We start from the raw sequence: 19,016 nt of genomic DNA, 5'->3' as shown, positions 1-19,016 counted from the left end.
GGCCATCCTCGCGACAGCCCTCCCGGAGCGATATCCGCTGTTGGGGTTCAGCCCAGGTAGCGGACCTGCTTCGCCTTTCCGGCGACGACCTCGTCGTGAGCTGCCGCGATCTCGGCGCGGTGTGAGACCTCCGGCACCCCGACCTCCCACCACGCCCCGGCCTCCGTCCACGACGACGGATGCGTGCGGATCACCACCACGGCCGGTCGCTTCTCCCCGGCCGCCACCTCGCGCGCCTTGCGGTAGGCATCCTCCAGGCCGTCGAGCGAGTCGACCGGGAACACCGCGCAGCCCATCGCCGCCGCGTGACCGGCGAAGTCGGTGCGGGGCGGTGAGGCGTGGGAGGTCCGGCAGTCGGCGTAGAGGTTGTTGAAGCCGGTGCCGCCCTGGCCCGTCTGCAGGCGGTGGATGACCGCGTAGCCGTCGTTGTCGCAGACCACGGCCACGAAGCCGTGGCCGGCGAACGAAGCCGAGAAGAGCTCGGAGTTCAGCATCAGGTAGGAGCCGTCGCCCAGCAGGGTGGTGACCACGCCGGACGTGTGGGCGATAGCGGCTCCCCAGGCGCCGGCCAGTTCGTAGCCCATGCAGGAGAAGCCGTACTCGACGTCCATGGTGGCCGCGCCGGTGGCGCGCCAGCCGCCGATCAGTTCACCGGGGAGGCCTCCGGACGCGGTCATCACGTAGTCGGTCGGGCCGCTGACCTCGTTCACCACGCCGACGACCTGGGCGTACGTCGGCAGGTCCGAACCGGGAGCGCGCAGGGAGGTGATGTGGGCGTCCCACTTGGCACGTTCCGCGGCGGCACGCGCGGACCACCCACCGGGCGCCTGCCAGGAGCCGAGGACGTCGGTCAGTTCGCGCAGGCCCTCGTCGGCGTCGGTGACCAGGGCGGTCGCGCCGTGCTTCACGGCGTCGAAGCGGGCCGCGTTCAGCGACACGAGGTGCACGTCGGGGGCGAACACCGTCCAGGAGGCGGTGGTGAAGTCCTGGAGGCGGGTGCCGACCGCGATGACCAGGTCGGCCTCGCCGGCCAGGACGTTCGCCGAGGTGGAGCCGGTGATGCCCAGGGGTCCGGCGTGCAGGGGGTGGTCGTGGGGGACCAGGGTGCGGCCGGCGGTGGTCTCGGTGATCGGGATGCCGTGTTGTTCGGCGAAGCGCAGGGCCCGGCCGGCGGCACCCGAGTAGCGGACGCCGCCGCCCAGGACCAGGAGCGGGCGGGAGGCCGAACGGATCAAGCGGGCCGCCTCGGCCAGGGAGTGTAGGTCGGGACGGGGCCGGGTCAGGCGGTGGACGACCGGCTTGAAGAGCGCGTCGGGGAAGTCGTAGGACTCGGCTTGGACGTCCTGCGGCAGGGCCAGGGTCACCGGGCCGCAGTCGGCCGGGTCGGTGAGGACGCGGGCGACCTGGGGCAGCGTCGACAGCAGCTGTTCGGGGCGGGTGATGCGGTCGAAGTAGCGGGAGACGGCGCGGAAGGCGTCGTTGACCGTCGCGGTCGGGTCGTGGAAGTGCTCGACCTGCTGGAGCACCGGGTCCGGGGCGCGGCCGGTGAAGGTGTCACCGGGCAGCAGCAACAGCGGCAGGCGGTTGGCGTGGGCGACGCCGGCGGCGGTGACCATGTTCAGGGCGCCGGGGCCGATGGACGAGGTGGCGACGCCGACCTGGCGGCGGTGGGTGGCCTTGCTGATGCCGACCGCGGCGAGTGCCATGCCCTGCTCGTTGTGGCCGCGCCACACCGGCAGCTCGGAGCGGACCTCCTCCAGGGCGTTGCCGATGCCGAGGACGTTGCCGTGGCCGAAGATCGCGAACACGCCGGGGAACAGCGGCGCGTGCGTGCCGTCGAAGAGCTCGGTCCGCTGGGCGAGCATCCAGCGGACGAGAGCCTGTGCGGTCGTGAGCTTCACTTGACCCGCCCCTCTGCGGTCGTCACCGGGCAACGCGGGTCCAGTTCCTGATCGGCCCAGCTGTCGCGGACCCACGTGTGCGCCGGGTCGTCGCAGAACGCCATGGAACGCGAAGAACCCGGCCCTGCCAGCACGTTCAGGTAGTACATCGGGTAACCGGGCGCCGCCACGCACGGGCCGTGGTAGCCGCGCGGGATCAGGAAGACGTCGCCGTCGCGCACGGTCACGTCCTCGTCGATCGTGCCGTCGTCGGTGTAGGTGCGGTGGAAGCCGAAACCCGTCCGCGACGGTGTCACGCCGTCCCGGTCGGCGATCCGGAAGTAGTAGATCTCCTCGTTCTCGACCTCGCACGGCTCCGAGGAGTCGTGCTTGTGCGGCGGGTACGAGGACCAGTTGCCGTCCGGGGTGATCAGCTCGCACGCGTTGAGCTTGTCCGCGTGGTCCCACACGCCCGGCACGCCGAAGTTCGTGACCTGGCGGGTCGCGTTGCCGGCACCGCGCACCTCGACCGGAACACCGTCCGCCGGGCCGTACTCGGGCGACAACCGGTTCTCACACCGGGCCATCGGCAGCGCGACCTCACATCCGTCCACTGAGGACAGCCGAACCGAGGCATCACGCGGCACATAAGCGAAGTCCGTGACGCGGGTGAACACCGACTCGCGGCCCTGCAGCTCGAACCGCTCATCATCGACCTCGACGGTCAGAGAACCGGCGAGCGGCAGCACGAACGCCTCGAACTCACCCGTCTCGATCGTGCGCACCGACCCCGCTTCCAGGCGCAGCACCCGCAGGCCGGTGTACGTCCAGCCCGCGTCCTCCGGCAACAAGGAGATGACGTCGGCCGAGTTCGAGAGCGTCCCGTGTGGACGGTGCAGCGTCATTCCGTGATCCCCTTCGCGGCGCGGAGGACTTCGGCGGCAGCGGCGACGGCGGCGGCCACGTCACCGTCTGGCGGGTAGAGCAGCGCGCGGCCGACGACCAAGCCGCGCACGGCGTCGTGGCGCAGCGACCGGCCCCACGACGCGAGGTCGTCCTCCGGCCTCGCGGACGGCACGCCGCCGAGCACCAGGGCGGGCAACGCCGTGGTGTCCAGCACGACCTCCGGTTCCTCCGGCGCGGGCAGCTTCAACCAGGTGTAGGCGGACGTCGAACCCAGCCCGGCGGCCACGGCCGAAGCTCGCGACAAGGCGGCGGCATCCCTCTGCAGCACCAGCTTGTCGTTGTGGTCACGCTGGTACGGCAATGGTTCCACCATCGCCATCAGGCCGTGCTCCGCCAGTTCGGCGACGGCCCGCGCGCAGCCTTCCAGCGTCGGGATCGTGCCGGGGTCGGAGTCGACCAGGCGCAGCAGCATCTTCCCGCCGTCCAGCCCGAACGTCGCGATGGACGCCGCGGAGTAGGCGGTGAACCTGTCGTCGATCTCCCAGTCCGCGCCGGCCAGGCCACCGCGGTTCATCGAGCCGATGACGACCCGCTCGTTCAGGCCGTCCAGCAGCAACAGGTCCTCGATCACGTCCGGCGTGCCCAGCACACCGTCGACGTCGGGGTTGGCGAGCGCCGTCAGCAGCCGCGCCAGCAACGAGCGCCGGTCCGCCATCGCCAGCGGGTCGCCGCCGACCCCGAGCGCACCGCGTGCCGGGTGGTCCGCCGCGACCAGGAACAGAGTGGACTTGCCGTTCAACAACGTCTGCCGCCGCTTGCGCGCCTGGTAGGCCCGTCTGATCGAACCGGGGTCCTCCGCACGCCGCCACAACAGTTCGCGCCACTGGCCGTCAGTGATCACAGGAGTTCCTCGATTTCCTTCTGGTCGGGCATCGCGTCGGCGCAGGCCAGCCGGGACGCCACCAAAGCGCCGGCCGCGTTGGCGTAGCGGGCGGTCCGCACCGGGTCCCAGCCCGACAGCAGGCCGTGCACCAGCGACCCGCCGAACGCGTCACCGGCGCCGAGCCCGCACACCACCTCGACCAGGTTCGGCTCGACCGTCCACCGGCCCTCCGGCGTGGCCACGAGCACGCCGTCGGCGCCTTTCTTCACCAGCGCCAACGACAACCCGCGCGCCAGCAGCCGATCAGCGGCGAGATCCGGATCAGCGGTACCCACCGCGACCTCCACCTCGGTCCGGTTGCCCACCGCGACCGTGACGTGGTCGAGCATCCAGCCGATCTCGGCCCGCGCCGTCTCGACGTCCGGCCAGAACATCGGCCGGTGGTCGAGGTCCAGCACGGTGTGCGCGCGACGGCCGCGGTGCTCCAGCATCTTCCGCTGGGTTGCGCGCGCCGGTTCCGCCGAAACCCCGGTGCCGGTCACCCACAGCAGCGGCACGTCCCGCACGACGTCCCACGGCACGTCGGCGTCGGTCAGCGTCAGGTCCGGCGGTCGGCAGCCGGTAGAACAGCAGCGGCGGGTCGGCGGGCGGGTTGAGCTCGCAGAACACCACCGGTGTCAGCAGATCCGGCGACGTGCCGACGTGTGCCGACGACACGCCGAACCCCTCCAGTGCCTGGCGCACATAGGTTCCGAAGCCGTCCGGGCCGACCTTGGTGAGCACCCCGGCCCGGCGGCCGAGGCGGGCGGCGGCGACCGCGACGTTGGTCGCGGTGCCGCCGAGCGACTTGGCGAACGTGCTGACGTCGGCCAGCGGCACGCCGGACTGCTCCGGGTAGAGGTCGACCCCGACCCGGCCGACGGTCAGCACCTCCAGCGCCGTCACGCCTCGACACCTCGCAGCTCGTGCTCCAGTGCTTCGAGCTCGGCACCGCCGGCCATCTGCTTCGTCAGCTCGTTGATGTCGATCTCGGACTTCTCGTAGCTGCCCAGCGCACGACCGCGCTTGAGCAGCAGGAACCGGTTGCCGACCGGGTAGGCGTGGTGCGGGTTGTGGGTGATCAGCACGACGCCGAGACCGCGGTCACGCGCCTGGGCCACGTACTTCAGCACCACACCGGCCTGCTTCACGCCGAGAGCCGCGGTCGGTTCGTCGAGGATCAGCACCTTGGCGCCGAAGTGCACCGCGCGGGCGATGGCGACGCACTGCCGTTCACCACCGGACAGCGTGCCGACCGGCTGCTCCACGTCCCGCAGGTCGATGCCCATGTCGGACAACGCCTTCTTGGTGATCTCCTTGCCCTTGCGCCGGTCCAGGAAGCCGAGCTTCGTCGTCGGCTCCGAACCCAGGAAGAAGTTGCGCCACACCGACATCAGCGGCACGACCGCGAGGTCCTGGTACACGGTCGCGATGCCGCGGTCCAGCGCCTCGCGCGGTGAGGAGAAGCGGATCTCCTCGCCCTCGACCTTGAACGAGCCCTGGTCGTGCTGGTGCACGCCGGCCAGGATCTTGATCAGCGTCGACTTGCCGGCGCCGTTGTCGCCGAGCACGCAGGTGACCTCACCCGCGTTGACCACGGTGGACACCTCGCTCAACGCGATGACGCTGCCGTAGGTCTTGCCGATGTTCTCGACCTCGATGAGTGACGTCATCGCCTGACCCTCTCCGCCCGGCGGCGCAGCATGTTGTTGACCAGCACGGCCGCCAGCAGCATCACGCCGAGGAACAGCTGGAACCAGTCGCTGTTCCAGCCCGCGTAGACGATGCCCTGCCGGGCCATGCCGAAGATCAGCGCGCCGATCGCCGCACCCACCGCCGAGCCGAAGCCGCCGGTCAGCAGGCAACCGCCGATGACCGCCGCGATGATGTACTGGAACTCCAGGCCGATGCCCTGGTTCGCCTGCACGCTCGCGTACCGCAGGATGTTGATCGAGCCGACGAGCCACGCGGCGAACGCGGTCGTCATGAACAGCAGGATCTTCGACCGCACCACCGGCACGCCGACCGCGCGCGAGCTCTGCGCGGCACCGCCGATCGCGAAGATCCAGTTGCCGAACCTGGTGCGCATCAGCACCGTCGAGGCGATGACGGTGAACAGCACCCACCAGATGATCGACACGTAGAAGCTCGTGCCGCCGACCTGGAACGTCGAGGCGAACAGGAACCCGGCCGACTCGTAGCCCGCGGCCGACCGCATGCCCGACACCTGCACGCTGCCGGTGACCAGGCGCGTGATGCCCAGGTTGAGGCCCTGCAACGCGAGGAAGCTGCCCAGCGTGACGATGAAGCTCGGCAGGCCCGTGCGCATCACGAGCCAGCCGTTCAGCGCGCCCACCGCCAACGCGAAGGCGAGCGACACCAGCAACGCGAGCCAGACGTTGAGGCCCAGCTGGGTGGCGAGGAGAGCCGTGACGAGCGCCGTGGACGCGGTCATGACGCCGGCGGACAGGTCGAACTCGCCGCCGATCATCAGCAGTGCCACCGCGACCGCCATGATCCCGAGCATGGACGCGTCGTCCAGCCAGGTGGCCGCACCGCCCACGCTCAGGAACTGCTCGGTGACCACGGAGAAGAACACGAACACGAGCAGTGCGCCGAGCATGGCGCCGATCTCCGGCCGTTTGACCAGCTGGTCCATCGGCTTCGGCTTGCCCAGCCGTTCGTCGGCAGCCGGTGGGGCTGTGGCTGTCACGGTCATCTCCCCGCCTCCTCCCTACCTCTTGCCGTTCTTGGCGTACTCCGCGACCTTGTCCACGTTGGACTTGTCGACGAAGCCGGGACCGGTGAGGACGGGCTTGCCGCCACCGAGGGTGTTGGCGTTGTCCTTGAAGAGCTTCAGCATCACGACCGGCAGGTAGCCCTGCTGGTACTGCTGCTGGTCGACGGCGAAGAGCACCTCGCCGGACTTGATCGAGTTGACCACGTCCGCGTTCAGGTCGAACGTCGCGACCTGCGCCTTCGAGCTCGCGCCCTTGATGGCGGACGCGGCGTTCACGGCGACCTGCGGGTTGAGCGCGAGCACGCCGTCGACCGCGGCGTCGGACTGCAGCTTGGCCTTGATGCGGGCCTCGATGTCGGTCGGGTTGGAGATGTCGACCTGGAGGTTCTCCACCGCGCCGCCGAAGCCGGAGCGGGCACCGTCGCAGCGCTGGTTGAGGCCGGAGTTGCCGGCCTCGTGGATCACGCAGAGCAGCTTGGTCTTGCCGGCGGCCTTGAGCTTCTTGCCGGCTTCCTCACCGGCGATCGACTCCTCCTGGCCGACGTGCGCCATGGCACCGAACTCCGCGCTCTTCGCGCTGCCGGAGTTGATCGTGATGACCGGGATGCCGGCCTTCACCGCGTTCTCGATGGAGGTCTTCAACGCGTCCGGGTTCGCCATCGACACCACGATGCCGCCGACCTTCTGCGACACGGCGTTGTCGATCAGCTTGGCCTGGGCGCCGGGGTCGCCGTCGGAGTTGTAGGTGACGCCGACGCCGAGCTGCTTGCCCGCGTCCTCGGCGCCGACCTTCACGACGCTCCAGAACGCGTCGCCCGCGGTGCCGTGGGTGATGACGGAGACCTTGAGGTCGCCGGACGCCTGGGAGCTGCTGTTGTTGTTCGTCTGCTGCGAGTTCGTTCCCGTGGGACCGCTGCACGCGGCCAGCAGAGCGACACCGGCGAGTGCGACACCCGCGCGGATGACCAAGCGAGACTTCATCGTCTCCAGTCCCTTCAGAGGATCTTGCTGAGGTGCGCGAGGCTGCGCGCGGTGTCCTTGACCGGCTTGTCTTCAGGACTTCCGTCCTTGAGCTGGGTGTCCTGCTCAAGCACGAACCAACCGGTGTAGCCCGCCTGGTGGACGGACTTCACCAGCGCTTCCACGTCCACGTCGCCGTCCCCGAGCGGCACGTAGATGCCCTGTTCCACGGCATCGGTGTAGCTGAGCTCGCCGCTGCGCACCTTCGCCGCGATCTCGCCGCGCACGTCCTTGAGGTGCACGTGACCGATCCGGTCCGGGTAGCGGCGCGCCAGCTCGACCGGGTCCGTGCCACCGATGAGGAGGTGGCCGGTGTCCAGGCAGAGCTGGAGATCGGAGTCAGCGAGGAACCGCTCGACCTCCGCCTCCCGCTCGACGTGGGTGCCCACGTGCGGGTGCAGCACGGTCCTGAGCCCGTGCCGCGCGGCGATCTCGCGGATCTTCGCGCAGGTGCCGACGAGCGTGTTCCACTCGTCATCGCTGAGCTTCGGCGTCTCGTCGTAGCCGTCCAGGCCGGTCGCGGCGGCCAGCACGAGCACCTCGGCGCCACCCGCCTGCAGAATCGCGGCGACGCGGCCGGCCTCGTCCAGAGTGGACTGGACGTCGGTGTGCAGCGTGACCGCGAGGAAGCCGCCGACGAGGCTGAGTCCGTGGCTGCTCAGCAGGGTCTTGAGCTGCTCGGGGTCGGCCGGGAGGTAGTCGGGCGGGCCGAGCTCGGTGGCGGTGAGGCCGAGGGAGTGCATCTCGCCCAGCACCGTGTCGGACGGGAGCACGTTGCCCCAGCCCGGCACCTCGCACACGCCCCAGGAGATCGGTGCCCCCGCGATCTTCGCCATGCCTAGTTCCCCTCGATCCTCACCGGCGCGCCACTGCGGCGCGACTGCTCACACGCTTCGGCCAGGCGCAGGCTGATCAAACTCTCCCTCGCCGGCGACGGGTTCGCGACCTCGCCCGCGACGACCTGCGTGAACAGGTTCATCTCGTTGACGTACGCGCGGTGGAAGCGCTCGGGGAAACCGGGGTAGGCGTCCGGTCCGGCCACGTGCCCGCCCGGTTCCAGCGAGTTGAGCGGCGTGCGCGGGTCGACACCCACGACCAGCGAGTCCGAGCTGCCGAGCACCTCGATGCGGTGGTCGTAGCCGACCGGGTCGTGGCGGCCGCCGGCCAGCGTGGCGTGCGCACCGCCCGCGAACTTCAACATCACGACCGCGTTGTCGACGTCGTCGGCGTCCGCGAACGCCTGGTGCACCAGCACGGACCCGCTCGCGTAGACCTCGACGACCGGCTCGCCGACCAGCCACGGCACGCAGTCGAGGTCGTGGATCAGCAGGTCGCGGAAGATGCCGCCGCTCGCGGGCAGGTAGGAGAAGTCCGGCGGGGTGGCGTCGTTGCCGACCGCCCTGACCAGGTAGACGTCACCGACCTCGCCGGCGCGGATGCGGCGGTGGAGCTCGTAGATCGCGGGGTCGAACCGGCGCTGGAAGCCGACGAGCACCTCGACGCCCGACTTTTCGACGTCCGCGATGAGCGCGGCCATCTCGGCGACGTCGCTCGCGATCGGCTTCTCGCACAGCGTGGGGACACCCTTCGCGATCGACGCGCGGAGCATCTCCGGGTGGGTGTTCGTCGGGGTGGCGAGCAGGACGCCGTCCACGTTCCCGAGCAGCGTGTCGAGGTCGTCCACGGCCTTGGTCCCGCTCAGCTCAGCCGACGCCTGCGCGGCACGACCGGGCACCGGGTCGAAGAGGAGCACCTCGTCGACCCTGTCCAGTGCGGCGAGGTTGGCCGCGTGCATGGTGCCGATCCGGCCGACACCCGCTACTCCGATCCGCATCGCAGGTTTCCCCTGTTCGTGGCTGTGAAGTGTTAGAGCGCTCTATTGGTTGGAGCGCTCCAATGCTGTAACTTCGGCCACAGGGTGTCAAGAGGGGAGGTGAGTTCCAGGTGGTCAGGCCGACGATGGAAGACGTCGCTCTGCGCGCGGGCGTGTCCCGGGCACTGGTCTCACTGGTCATGCGGAACTCACCCAAGGTGAGCGACGCGCGACGCAGCGCGGTGCTGAAGGCCGCGGAGGAGCTGGGGTACTCGCCGCACGCCATGGCCCGGTCGCTGGCCTCGCGCACGTCGACCGTGCTCGGCGTGATGGTGTCCGACCTGCACAACGCGTTCTTCGCCGAGGTCGTGGACGGCATCGACGAGGTGGCGCGCGAGCAGGGGTTCGACATCATCATCAACACCGGTGGCCGTTCGCCCGCTCGTGAACGCCGCGCGCTGGAGTCGCTGCTGTCGTTCCGCCCCGCTGGGTTGATCCTGCTGTCGCCTGTTGTACCCGCGACGGCGATCTCCAAGGCCGCGGAACAACTTCCGATCGTGCTCGTCGCGCGGTCCTCCCGTGTGTCCACTGTGGATACCGTGAACGACGACGGTGAGACGGGTGCGCGACTGGCAGTCGATCACCTGGTGTCCCTGGGGCACAGCCGGATTGCTCATTTGGACGGTGGTGAGGGCACTCAGGCCGGACCTCGTCGGCGTGGGTATGTCGCCGCGATGGAGGCACACGGGCTGGTGCCGCAGGTTGTGCCTTCGGAGTACACCGATTCCGCCGGCGCACGAGCGATTCGCGGACTGATCGAAGACAACGCCTTGCCCACCGCCATTCTGTCCTGCAACGACTTCAACGCGGTCGGTGCGATCTCGGCTCTCGAAGACGCCGGTTTGCGGGTGCCTGCCGATGTTTCCGTTGTGGGGTACGACAACACCTCACTGGCGGCTCTTCGCCACGTTTCGCTGACCACGATCGACCAGCCCCGTGCCGAGTTCGGCCGGTTGGCCGCGGACGCCCTGTTGCAGCGGGTCCGCGAAGAGCGCACCGAGCCCGTGCGCCATCTCCTCAATCCCTCTCTCGTTGTTCGCAGCACGACAGCTCCCCCAGGAGGACCGCGTTGAGCACCATCCCCCACTGGATCGACGGCGCCCGCACCACCGGGGTGTCGTCCCGGACCTCTGACGTCTTCAACCCGGCCACCGGCGCGGTGTCGGCGCAGGTCGTGCTCGCCGAGCAGGCCGATGTCGACCTGGCTGTGTCGTCCTCGCTGAAGGCGGCGCAGTCGTGGTCGGAGTCATCGCTGTCGACCCGGTCGCGGATCCTGTTCGAGTACCGGCACCTGCTGCACGCGCACCGCGACGAGCTCGCCGCGATCATCACCTCCGAGCACGGCAAGGTGCTGTCGGACGCGGCCGGTGAGGTGCAGCGCGGGCTGGAGGTCGTCGAGTTCGCGTGCGGCATCCCGCAGCTGCTGAAAGGTGAGCACTCCGAGCAGGTCTCGCGCGGTGTCGACGCCTACTCGCTGAGGCAGCCGCTGGGCGTGGTCGCGGGCATCACGCCGTTCAACTTCCCGGTGATGGTGCCGATGTGGATGTTCCCCATCGCGATCGCCACCGGCAACACGTTCGTGCTCAAGCCTTCCGAGCGCGACCCGTCGGCCTCGGTCCGGCTGGCCGAGCTCTTCCAGGAAGCCGGCCTCCCCGACGGCGTGCTGAACGTGCTGCAGGGCGACGCCTTCGCGGTCAACGCCCTGTTGGACCACCCGGACGTCGCGGCCGCCTCGTTCGTGGGATCGACGCCGATCGCGAAGCACGTCTACTCGCGCGGCACGGCGAACGGCAAGCGCGTCCAGGCGTTGGGCGGCGCGAAGAACCACATGGTGGTGCTGCCGGACGCCGACCTCGACGTGGCCGCCGACGCCGCTGTCTCCGCCGGCTACGGCTCGGCGGGTGAGCGGTGCATGGCGATCAGCGTGGTCGTGGCGGTCGGCGAGACCGGTGACGAGCTGGTCGCCAAGATCGCCGAAAGGACCCGCGCGCTGCACCCGGCCGTGCTGCCCGGCACCGACGAGGACGCCCAGATGGGTCCGCTCGTCACCGGCGTGCACCGGGACAAGGTGAAGTCCTACGTGGACGCGGGCGAGGCGGCCGGCGCGGCGCTGGTGGTCGACGGCCGCGGCCACGCACCGGAGGGCCACGAGAACGGCTTCTGGCTCGCGCCCACGTTGTTCGACCACGTCACGCCCGAGATGACCATCTACACCGACGAGATCTTCGGCCCGGTGCTGTCGGTCGTGCGCGCCGAGACGTTCGAGGACGCGCTCGCGCTGGTGAACGCGAACCCGTACGGCAACGGCACCGCGATCTACACCGGTGACGGGCTGGCCGCGCGGGAGTACCAGCGGCGGGTGCACGTGGGGATGGTCGGCATCAACGTGCCGATCCCGGTGCCGATGGCCTACTACTCGTTCGGCGGGTGGAAGGACTCGCTGTTCGGCGACACGCACGTGCACGGGGCCGAGGGCGTGAAGTTCTACACCCGCGCCAAGGCGATCACGGCTCGGTGGCCGCAGCAGCACGGTGTGAACCTGGGCTTCCCGACCCACGGCTGATCGTCGACCACGACGGACGCCGAGCTCGTCGGCCTGCTGGGACGGCCCTTCGCGGTCCTGATCGTCCGCAGCGCATGAGAAAGCCCCCGCCCGGTTCCTGAGCGGGGGCCGTTCTCGAGCGCGATCAGGCGTCCATCTTCTCACGGTCCGGTGCGGCCGCTGCGGGCGGCCTCGGCAGGAACCGGCGGATCAGCGGGAAGAACACGATCAGCAGGACCACGACGTAGACGATGATCGCCATCGGGGTGTTGACGAGGCCGGTCAGCGAGCCGTCCGAGAGCTGCAACGCGCGGCGCATCTGCTGTTCCGCGGCCGGGCCCAGGATCACGCCGATGATGGCCGGCAGCACCGGCAGGCCGTAGCGGCGCATGCCGAAGCCCAGCAGGCCGATGGTCAGCATCAGCAGCAGGTCGAAGATGTCCGCGTTGACCGCGTACGCGCCGACGGAGGCGAAGAACAGGATGCCTGCGTAGAGGTACGGGCGCGGGATGCGCAGCAGCTTCGCCCACAACGGTGCGAGGGGCAGGTTCAGCACGAGGAGCAGCGTCAGGCCGATGAACAGCGACGCGATCAGTGCCCACACCAGGCCGGCTTCGCGTTGGAACAGCAACGGGCCGGGCTGGATGCCGTACTGCTGGAACGCCGCCAGCATGACCGCCGCGACCGCCGTGGTGGGCAGGCCGAGGGTCAGCATCGTGACCAGGGTTCCGGCGGCGGAGGCCGAGGCCGTGGACTCCGGGCCGGCGACGCCCTCGATGGCGCCCTTGCCGAACTCGTCCTTGTGCTTGGAGAGCCGCTTCTCGGTCACGTACGACAGGAACGTCGGGATCTCCGCGCCGCCCGCCGGGATCGCGCCGAACGGGAAGCCGATCACCGGGCCGCGCAGCCAGGGCTTCCAGGTGCGCTTCAGGTCGGCCCGCGACAGCCAGGGACGGCCGACGGGGATCGGCACGAACGGCTTGCGGCGCAGGTGGGCGGCGACCCAGAGGGCCTCGCCGACCGCGAACAGCGCCACCGCGACGACGATCACGTCGATGCCGTCGGCCAGGTGCAGCGAGCCGAAGGTCAGGCGTTGCTGGCCGGTCATCTCGTCCAGGCCGACCAGGCCCAGGGTCAGGCCGATCAGCAACGACGCGACGCCGCGGATGCGGGAGGCACCGAGCACCGACGTGACCGCGATGAACGCCAGGACCATGATCGCGAACAGGTCCGGTGCGCCGATGTCGACGGCGTGCTTGGCCACGAACGGCGCCAGCAGCACGATCAGGAGGGTGCCGATGATGCCGCCGGTGAAGTGGCCGATCGCGGCGGCGGCCAGCGCCTGCGCACCGCGGCCCTTGCGGGCCATGGGGTTGCCTTCGAACGCGGCGACGACCGCCGCGCTCTCACCCGGTGTGTTCAGCAGGATCGACGTGGTCGAGCCGCCGAACATGCCGCCGTAGTAGATGCCGGCGAACATGATGAACGCGCCGGTCGGCTCCATGCCGTAGGTGACCGGCAGCAGCAGGGCCACCGCCATGGCCGGGCCGATGCCCGGCAGGACGCCGATCGCGGTGCCGAGGAGCACGCCGATCGCCGCGAACAGCAGGTGTGTCGGCGTCAGCGCGGTCGCGAAGCCGTCGAGCAGTTGTTCCACCTAGAACACCTCCATCAACGGGCCGCCGGGCAGGGGGACGCCGAGCAGGTTGTTGAACACCAGGAACGTCACGACCGACATGCCGGCCGCGATCAAGGGGTCGCGGACGAGGTTGCGGCTGCCGAGCGCGTAGGCCGCGCCCCAGAACAGGATCGCGCCGGAGATCGGGAACCCGACCACGCCGATCAGCACGGCGTTCGCGAGGAAAGCACCGCACAGCAACAGGACTGTGCGCCAGTCGGCGGGTGCGGACAGGTCGACGTCCTCGCCGCCCTCCGCCTCGCCGCGACCGCCGCGCAGCACGTCACGGGCGAGCAGCACCGCCACGACCAGCAGCAGCGAGCCGACCAGGATCGGCACCGCCTTCGGGCCGACGGGGCCCCGCTGGGCGAAGTCGGTCGGGATCCGCACCGCGTCGGTCAGCACCAGCGCGCCGAGCAGGACCAGCAGGGCGCAGATGCCCAGCTCGGAATGTTCGCGGAGCCAGCTCTTCGGCCCCTGCTGAGGCCTTTCCTCCGTCGTGGTCGTCATGCGAGCCCCAAGTCCTTGAGCACCGTTGCCACCCGCTTGTTCTCGTTGTCGAGGAAGGTCCCGAACTCGTCGCCGGGGGCGAACGCGTCGGTCCAGCCGTTGCGCTGCAAGGCTTCTTCCCACTGCGGCGTCTTCTGCATCCGCGCGAACAGGTCGACGAGCTGGTCGCGGTCGCCCTGCGAGATGCCCGGCGGCGCGACGATCCCGCGCCAGTTGGTGAACTCGACGTCCACCCCGGCCTGCCTCAACGTCGGCGCGTCGATGCCCTGGAGGCGGTCCTTGCTGGTCACCGCGAGCACCCGCAGCGTGCCCGCCTGGATCTGGTCGCGGTACTCGCCGACGCCGGAGACGCCGAACGCGACCTTGCCGCCCAGCACCGACGCGAGCAGCTCACCACCACCGTCGAACGGGATGTAGTTGACGGTCTTGGGCGGCAGCCCGACGGCCTTCGCGATCAGCATCGGCGCCAGGTGGTCGGGACCGCCGGGAGCCGAACCGCCGCCTACGGTCACCGTGCCGGGGTTGGCCTTCCACGCGTCCACCAGCTGCTGCATCGACGTGTACGGCGAGTCCTTCGCCACCACGACGATGTCCGGCTCCTCGATCAGCTTCGCGATCGGGGTGGTGTCCAGCAGCGAGTTCGGCGACTTGTTCGTGTAGACCGCGCCGACCACGCCCAGGCCCATCGACATGATCAGCTTGCCGTTGCCGCGCTCACCGACCGTGCGCCCGAGCCCGACCGTGCCGCCCGCGCCGGGGAGGTTGAACACCTCGGCGTTGCGCAGCAGGTCGGCGTCCTCCATGGCCTTGGCCGCGGTGCGCGCGGTGATGTCGTACCCGCCGCCCGGCGCGTTCGGCACGAGCACGCGCAGCGCCGCACCGAGTTCGTGTCGCCGCTGTCCGCACCCGGCGTCAGCAGCGGTGGCACCAGCAGGACGGCGAGCAACGCCGTCGCCACCGCCACCCACACCTTCACCGACACTGTGATCCCCGCCTCTCGTCCGCGTGGTTGGACATGTTGCTCTCGTGTAAACCTTGATGTCGCTCTTGCGCTTCTAAGGTTTCTTTCGGTCTTTCTGGTCACGGGAGGTCTCATGCGTCGCCGCCGTTCCCTGGCCAGTCAGTTGCTCGTGTGGCAACTGGTAGTCGTCATGTGCCTACTCTTCGCGGTGGGCGCGCTGACGGTCGTCCAGACGGGCCGCAACTTTCGCTCGAACGAGGAGCGGCGGATGCTGTCCGTCGCGGAGAACGTGGCCGCGACGAACGTGGTCCAGACGCAGATGGGCAACCGCGACCTGCTGGCACCGGCCGCGGAGACCGCGCGCGGGCTCTCCGGCGCCACCTACGTGCTGATCGTCGACCTGCAGCGCCGGGTGCTCACCTCACCGGACCCCGCCCAGGTCGGGTCCACTCTGGACACGAGGACGACCGCGTTCGACGGCAAGGCGTGGGTCGGCACGGCGGGCGACTCGATCGAGGCGCACGTGCCGGTGTTCGACGAGGAGACCCGCAAGGTCAACGGGATCGTGGTCGCCGGCGCCCGCGAGCCCGGCATCTGGGAGGGCGCGCTGGACCAGCCGGTCGACGCGCTGCGGTACCTGCTGATCGCGCTCGTCATCGGCGTCACCGGGTCGTTGCTGCTGGCCAGGCGGGTGAAGAACCAGACCCTCGGACTGGAGCCGCACGAGATCACCGCACTCGTGGAGAACCGCGAGGCGTTGCTGCACGGCATCAAGGAGGGTGTCGTCGGCCTCGACGCGCAGGACCGGATCACGCTGGTCAACGACCACGCGCGCGACCTGCTGGCGCTGCCGGGGAACGCGGTCGGGCAGTCGGTGGAACAGCTGGAGCTCAACGACCGGCTGCGCGACGTGCTGACCGGGCGGGCCACCGGTGTGGACCAGCTCGTGCTGCGGCAGGGGGTCGTGCTCACGTTGAACCGCATGCCGATCGAGGGTGCCGGCGCGGTCGTCACCATGCGGGACCGCACCGAACTCCTTGCCCTGCAACACGAACTGGACGCCTCGCAGCACGCGACCGACACGTTGCGGGCGCAGGCGCACGAGTTCGCGAACCGGCTGCACACCATCGCCGGGCTGATCTCGCTCAAGGAGTACGACGAGGTCAGCAACTACATCCACCAGATCAGCTCGGCGCAGGACCAGTGGCGGGCCGAGGTCAGCTCGTCGATCGGCGACCCCGCCGTGGCCGCGCTGCTGATCGCCAAGGCGTCGCTGGCCGCCGAACGCGGCACGACGCTGCGGATGGGACCGGACAGCGTGCTGGGACGCGTCGACGAGGCGTTGTCCGCCGATCTGGTCATGGTGCTGGGGAATCTCGTCGACAACGCGTTGGACGCGCTGAGCTCGCTCAACGGCGCGCAGAAGTGGATCGAGGTGGGTGTGGTGCAGATGGACGACGAGGTCCAGGTCGTGGTCCGCGACTCCGGTCCTGGAGTGGCGCCGGAACTGGCGGAAGAGGTGTTCCGGCACGGGTTCACGACCAAGGCCGCATCGCACGGCGAACGCGGCATCGGGCTCGCGCTGATCAGGCGGGCGTGCCTGCGGCGCGGCGGCTCGGTCAGCGTGTCCGGGTCGGTCTTCACGGCCAGGCTGCCGTGGTGAACCGGGTGCTGGTCGTCGACGACGACTTCATGGTGGCCAAGGTGCACAGCGGGTACGTCGCGCGCACCGAGGGGTTCGAGGTGGCCGGCGTCGCGCACACGGGCGCGGACGCGTTGCGGCAGGTGGCGGCGCTCAAACCGGACCTGGTGCTGCTCGACGTCTACCTGCCGGACATGAGCGGGATCGACGTGCTGAAGTCGTTGCGCGCCAACGAGGACGTGGATGTCATCGTGATCACGGCGGCGACCGACGTGGAGACCGTGCGCAGTGCGATGCGCGGCGGGGTGCTGCACTACCTGATCAAGCCGTTCGACTACGACGCCCTGCGCGACCAGCTCGCGCACTTCGCGTCGTTGCACGAGAGGCTGGACCGGCTCGGGTCGGCCGGGCAGGCGGACGTGGACCAGGTGTTCGGCGCGCGGCCGACGTCGAAACCGTTGCTGCCCAAGGGTCTGACCCCGGAGACCGCGGCTCGTGGAGAACGCCCTGAGGGCGCACCCGGAGGGGTTGTCGGCGTCGGAGTGCGCGTCGTCCACGGGTGTCGCACGAGTCAGCGCACGCCGGTACCTGGAGCACTTCGTGTCGGCGGGACGCGCGGAGGTCCGGTTGCGGTACGGCGGAACCGGGCGGCCGGAACGGATCTACGGGCTGGTGCCAGGAGCCTGAGCGGTGACGGCGCTGGCTTGAAGCTAGTCCCAGGAGCCTGAGCGGCCGCGCTTGGTCTGTGCGCGGCGCTTCTTGCCGGCGATGCGGCGCTCCTTCGAGCCCCTGGTGGGCTTGGTCGGCTTGCGCATCGGCGGCGGTGGCGCGGCAGCCGCGCGGAGGATCTCGGCGAGCCGTTCCCGTGCGGCGGCGCGGTTCTGCAGCTGCGCGCGGTGCTCGGAAGCGGCGATCGTGAGGACGCCGTCGACGAGCCGGTGCTGCAGGCGGTCGAGCATCCTCTGCTTGAGGTGCTCGGGGATCGTGGGCGAGCCCGCCACGTCGAAGCTGAGCTCGACGCGGCTGTCCGCCGTGTTCACGCCCTGCCCGCCGGGGCCGCCTGACCTGGAAAAACGTTCGCGCAACTCGGACGCCGGCAGCACCAGCGTCCGAGTCACGGTCACGTCGTTCATGCCACCAAGGCTAGAGCGTGAGACCCGGCAGTGTCGCGATCTTTATCAGCGCGGCCCGGTTGAGCAGCGGTTCCTGCCGTGACCGCGCCGCGCTCCAGTCCGGCGTCGAAGGGGCGTCGGGGAGGAACGCTCCGACGTTCACGCTGCTCACCTCGACGTACGTTCCGTCGGGTCGCAACGCGCGCACGTCGTGCGCGAAGGCACCGTCCTCCCGGCGCGCGATGCTCGACCGGACCTTGATGCCGTCGACCTCCTCGATGCGGCAGTCGGTGCCGTCGCCCGGCCGGCAGTCGGGAAGCACCGCCGCGGGATCGCGGTACACCCGCACGGTCAACGCACTCGTGCCGCCGGCGTCGACCAGCAGCGCCGAGGCGGAGTACCGGCCGTCCTCCCGCACGAACTGCAGAGCCTGCGCGCCCGGCGGGTTCTGCAGCACCACGCCGGACGGGACGACGTTCGCCTGCCGCAGCACGAAGGAGAGCTGAGAACTGCGGTCGATCGTGCCCGACGTGGCGCTGCCCCCGCTGTTACTGCTCGACGTGAGCTGCGGCCTGGCCATCCAGATCACGCTGCCCAGGCCCGCCACCAGCGCGAACACCAGCGCACCCGCGACCGCCGTCCGGCGCCGGGCGAGCTTGGTCCGGCCGGCGCGGATGACCGTGTCGCGGCGGATGTTCGACTCCGGCTCGTCCACCAGCAGCTCGCGCAACGCGGCGAGGCCCTTCGCGGCCTGGCTCTTCACCGTGCCCTCCGTCCTGCCGAGGATGCGGGCGGTCTCGGTGATGCTCAGGTCCTCCCAGTACCGCAGCACGACGACGGCGCGTTGCCCCGGTGGCAACGCGTCCAGCGCCTGCCGCAGGTCGGGATCGGCCTCGTGCACCTCGGGAGCCGCGCGGTCGGGGACGGCGTCGACGGACCGTTCGCGCTGGAAGAACCCGCGCCGGGTCTCGTCGATGGCGGCCCGCACGACGATCTTGCGCGCGTAGGCGTCGAGGCTGTCCTTGCGCACGCGCGACCAGGCCACGTAGAGCTTGATCAACGCGGTCTGGACGATGTCCTCGGCGCGGTGCCAGTCGCCGCACAGCAGGAACGCCGTGCGGCGCATCACGAGAGCACGCGCGTCGACGAACTCCCCGAACTCGCGGTCCCGCAGATCGCGACGGTCCAAGTCCCCCTCCTCGGTCGTCGCTTAGTACGCAACGACGACCG

At 70.0% G+C, this 19,016-nt stretch carries 15 protein-coding genes and 3 pseudogenes; 4 read left to right on the top strand and 14 right to left on the bottom strand.

Annotated features, from left to right (window positions below):
• Nucleotides 1–47: 47 nt before the first annotated feature.
• The 9 genes and pseudogenes from iolD to BBK82_RS16065 all read right to left on the bottom strand — a co-directional run bounded on the left by iolD (nt 48) and on the right by BBK82_RS16065 (nt 9,302).
• Complete coding sequence (gene iolD, locus BBK82_RS16105; RefSeq protein ID WP_071812614.1) at nt 48–1,901, bottom strand: 3D-(3,5/4)-trihydroxycyclohexane-1,2-dione acylhydrolase (decyclizing); 1,854 nt, start codon at nt 1,899–1,901, stop codon at nt 48–50.
• Complete coding sequence (gene iolB / locus BBK82_RS16100; RefSeq protein WP_065915747.1) at nt 1,898–2,785, bottom strand: 5-deoxy-glucuronate isomerase; 888 nt, start codon at nt 2,783–2,785, stop codon at nt 1,898–1,900. The genes iolD and iolB overlap by 4 nt, the downstream gene beginning before the upstream one ends.
• Nucleotides 2,782–3,687 (bottom strand): Cgl0159 family (beta/alpha)8-fold protein, encoded by a 906-nt coding sequence (locus BBK82_RS16095; protein WP_065915746.1) that lies wholly within the window; start codon nt 3,685–3,687, stop codon nt 2,782–2,784. The genes iolB and BBK82_RS16095 overlap by 4 nt, the downstream gene beginning before the upstream one ends.
• Nucleotides 3,684–4,614 (bottom strand): annotated as a pseudogene (iolC, locus tag BBK82_RS16090) (5-dehydro-2-deoxygluconokinase). Before iolC ends, BBK82_RS16095 begins: the two are co-directional and overlap by 4 nt.
• Nucleotides 4,611–5,381 carry an ATP-binding cassette domain-containing protein gene (locus BBK82_RS16085; RefSeq protein ID WP_065915745.1) on the bottom strand — a complete coding sequence of 257 codons (771 nt, stop codon included), beginning with the start codon at nt 5,379–5,381 and terminating at the stop codon, nt 4,611–4,613. The pseudogene iolC and the gene BBK82_RS16085 overlap by 4 nt, the downstream one beginning before the upstream one ends.
• Nucleotides 5,378–6,367 carry an ABC transporter permease gene (locus BBK82_RS16080; protein WP_418287510.1) on the bottom strand — a complete coding sequence of 330 codons (990 nt, stop codon included), beginning with the start codon at nt 6,365–6,367 and terminating at the stop codon, nt 5,378–5,380. The genes BBK82_RS16085 and BBK82_RS16080 overlap by 4 nt, the downstream gene beginning before the upstream one ends.
• A 75-nt stretch (nt 6,368–6,442) precedes the next feature.
• Complete coding sequence (locus BBK82_RS16075) at nt 6,443–7,429, bottom strand: sugar ABC transporter substrate-binding protein (RefSeq protein WP_065915743.1); 987 nt, start codon at nt 7,427–7,429, stop codon at nt 6,443–6,445.
• 14 nt (nt 7,430–7,443) lie between these two features.
• Complete coding sequence (locus BBK82_RS16070) at nt 7,444–8,304, bottom strand: TIM barrel protein (RefSeq protein ID WP_065915742.1); 861 nt, start codon at nt 8,302–8,304, stop codon at nt 7,444–7,446.
• Nucleotides 8,305–8,306: 2 nt separating this feature from the next.
• Nucleotides 8,307–9,302, bottom strand: a complete 996-nt coding sequence (locus BBK82_RS16065) for a Gfo/Idh/MocA family protein (protein ID WP_065915741.1) — start codon at nt 9,300–9,302, stop codon at nt 8,307–8,309.
• Between the two features lie 125 nt (nt 9,303–9,427).
• On the opposite strand from BBK82_RS16065, the gene BBK82_RS16060 reads away from it, so the two are divergent.
• On the top strand, nt 9,428–10,414 hold the full coding sequence (locus BBK82_RS16060) for a LacI family DNA-binding transcriptional regulator (protein WP_418287491.1): 987 nt from the start codon (nt 9,428–9,430) through the stop codon (nt 10,412–10,414).
• Complete coding sequence (locus BBK82_RS16055) at nt 10,411–11,904, top strand: CoA-acylating methylmalonate-semialdehyde dehydrogenase (RefSeq protein ID WP_065915739.1); 1,494 nt, start codon at nt 10,411–10,413, stop codon at nt 11,902–11,904. The genes BBK82_RS16060 and BBK82_RS16055 overlap by 4 nt, the downstream gene beginning before the upstream one ends.
• Nucleotides 11,905–12,028: 124 nt before the next feature.
• Here the strand turns inward: BBK82_RS16055 and BBK82_RS16050 are convergent, their stop codons facing one another.
• The 3 genes and pseudogenes from BBK82_RS16050 to BBK82_RS16040 all read right to left on the bottom strand — a co-directional run bounded on the left by BBK82_RS16050 (nt 12,029) and on the right by BBK82_RS16040 (nt 15,035).
• Nucleotides 12,029–13,540 carry a tripartite tricarboxylate transporter permease gene (locus tag BBK82_RS16050; protein WP_065915738.1) on the bottom strand — a complete coding sequence of 504 codons (1,512 nt, stop codon included), beginning with the start codon at nt 13,538–13,540 and terminating at the stop codon, nt 12,029–12,031.
• On the bottom strand, nt 13,541–14,071 hold the full coding sequence (locus tag BBK82_RS16045; RefSeq protein ID WP_065915737.1) for a tripartite tricarboxylate transporter TctB family protein: 531 nt from the start codon (nt 14,069–14,071) through the stop codon (nt 13,541–13,543).
• Nucleotides 14,068–15,035, bottom strand: a pseudogene (locus tag BBK82_RS16040) (Bug family tripartite tricarboxylate transporter substrate binding protein). Before BBK82_RS16040 ends, BBK82_RS16045 begins: the two are co-directional and overlap by 4 nt.
• 130 nt (nt 15,036–15,165) lie before the next feature.
• On the opposite strand from BBK82_RS16040, the gene BBK82_RS16035 reads away from it, so the two are divergent.
• Nucleotides 15,166–16,695, top strand: coding sequence for a sensor histidine kinase (locus BBK82_RS16035; RefSeq protein ID WP_065915736.1), 1,530 nt, complete (start codon nt 15,166–15,168; stop codon nt 16,693–16,695).
• Nucleotides 16,692–17,361 (top strand): annotated as a pseudogene (locus BBK82_RS16030) (response regulator). The gene BBK82_RS16035 and the pseudogene BBK82_RS16030 overlap by 4 nt, the downstream one beginning before the upstream one ends.
• Nucleotides 17,362–17,384: 23 nt before the next feature.
• Here the strand turns inward: BBK82_RS16030 and arfB are convergent.
• Nucleotides 17,385–17,807 (bottom strand): alternative ribosome rescue aminoacyl-tRNA hydrolase ArfB, encoded by a 423-nt coding sequence (gene arfB / locus BBK82_RS16025; protein WP_065915735.1) that lies wholly within the window; start codon nt 17,805–17,807, stop codon nt 17,385–17,387.
• A gap of 10 nt (nt 17,808–17,817) precedes the next feature.
• Nucleotides 17,818–18,975, bottom strand: a complete 1,158-nt coding sequence (locus BBK82_RS56270; RefSeq protein ID WP_335618091.1) for a SigE family RNA polymerase sigma factor — start codon at nt 18,973–18,975, stop codon at nt 17,818–17,820.
• Nucleotides 18,976–19,016 lie beyond the last annotated feature (41 nt).

This window comes from Lentzea guizhouensis (assembly GCF_001701025.1).
Taxonomy (GTDB): domain Bacteria; phylum Actinomycetota; class Actinomycetes; order Mycobacteriales; family Pseudonocardiaceae; genus Lentzea; species Lentzea guizhouensis.
This window is presented reverse-complemented; position numbering and strand designations above follow the sequence as displayed.

What these genes read in the sequence shown, in the direction of transcription:
- iolB (WP_065915747.1), bottom strand. Translation starts at nt 2,785, where the DNA reads ATGACGCTGCACCGTCCACACGGGACGCTCTCGAACTCGGCCGACGTC.
- BBK82_RS16085 (WP_065915745.1), bottom strand. Translation starts at nt 5,381, where the DNA reads ATGACGTCACTCATCGAGGTCGAGAACATCGGCAAGACCTACGGCAGC.
- BBK82_RS16080 (WP_418287510.1), bottom strand. Translation starts at nt 6,367, where the DNA reads ATGGACCAGCTGGTCAAACGGCCGGAGATCGGCGCCATGCTCGGCGCA.
- BBK82_RS16075 (WP_065915743.1), bottom strand. Translation starts at nt 7,429, where the DNA reads ATGAAGTCTCGCTTGGTCATCCGCGCGGGTGTCGCACTCGCCGGTGTC.
- BBK82_RS16070 (WP_065915742.1), bottom strand. Translation starts at nt 8,304, where the DNA reads ATGGCGAAGATCGCGGGGGCACCGATCTCCTGGGGCGTGTGCGAGGTG.
- BBK82_RS16065 (WP_065915741.1), bottom strand. Translation starts at nt 9,302, where the DNA reads ATGCGGATCGGAGTAGCGGGTGTCGGCCGGATCGGCACCATGCACGCG.
- BBK82_RS16060 (WP_418287491.1), top strand. Translation starts at nt 9,428, where the DNA reads ATGGAAGACGTCGCTCTGCGCGCGGGCGTGTCCCGGGCACTGGTCTCA.
- BBK82_RS16045 (WP_065915737.1), bottom strand. Translation starts at nt 14,071, where the DNA reads ATGACGACCACGACGGAGGAAAGGCCTCAGCAGGGGCCGAAGAGCTGG.
- BBK82_RS16035 (WP_065915736.1), top strand. Translation starts at nt 15,166, where the DNA reads ATGCGTCGCCGCCGTTCCCTGGCCAGTCAGTTGCTCGTGTGGCAACTG.
- arfB (WP_065915735.1), bottom strand. Translation starts at nt 17,807, where the DNA reads ATGAACGACGTGACCGTGACTCGGACGCTGGTGCTGCCGGCGTCCGAG.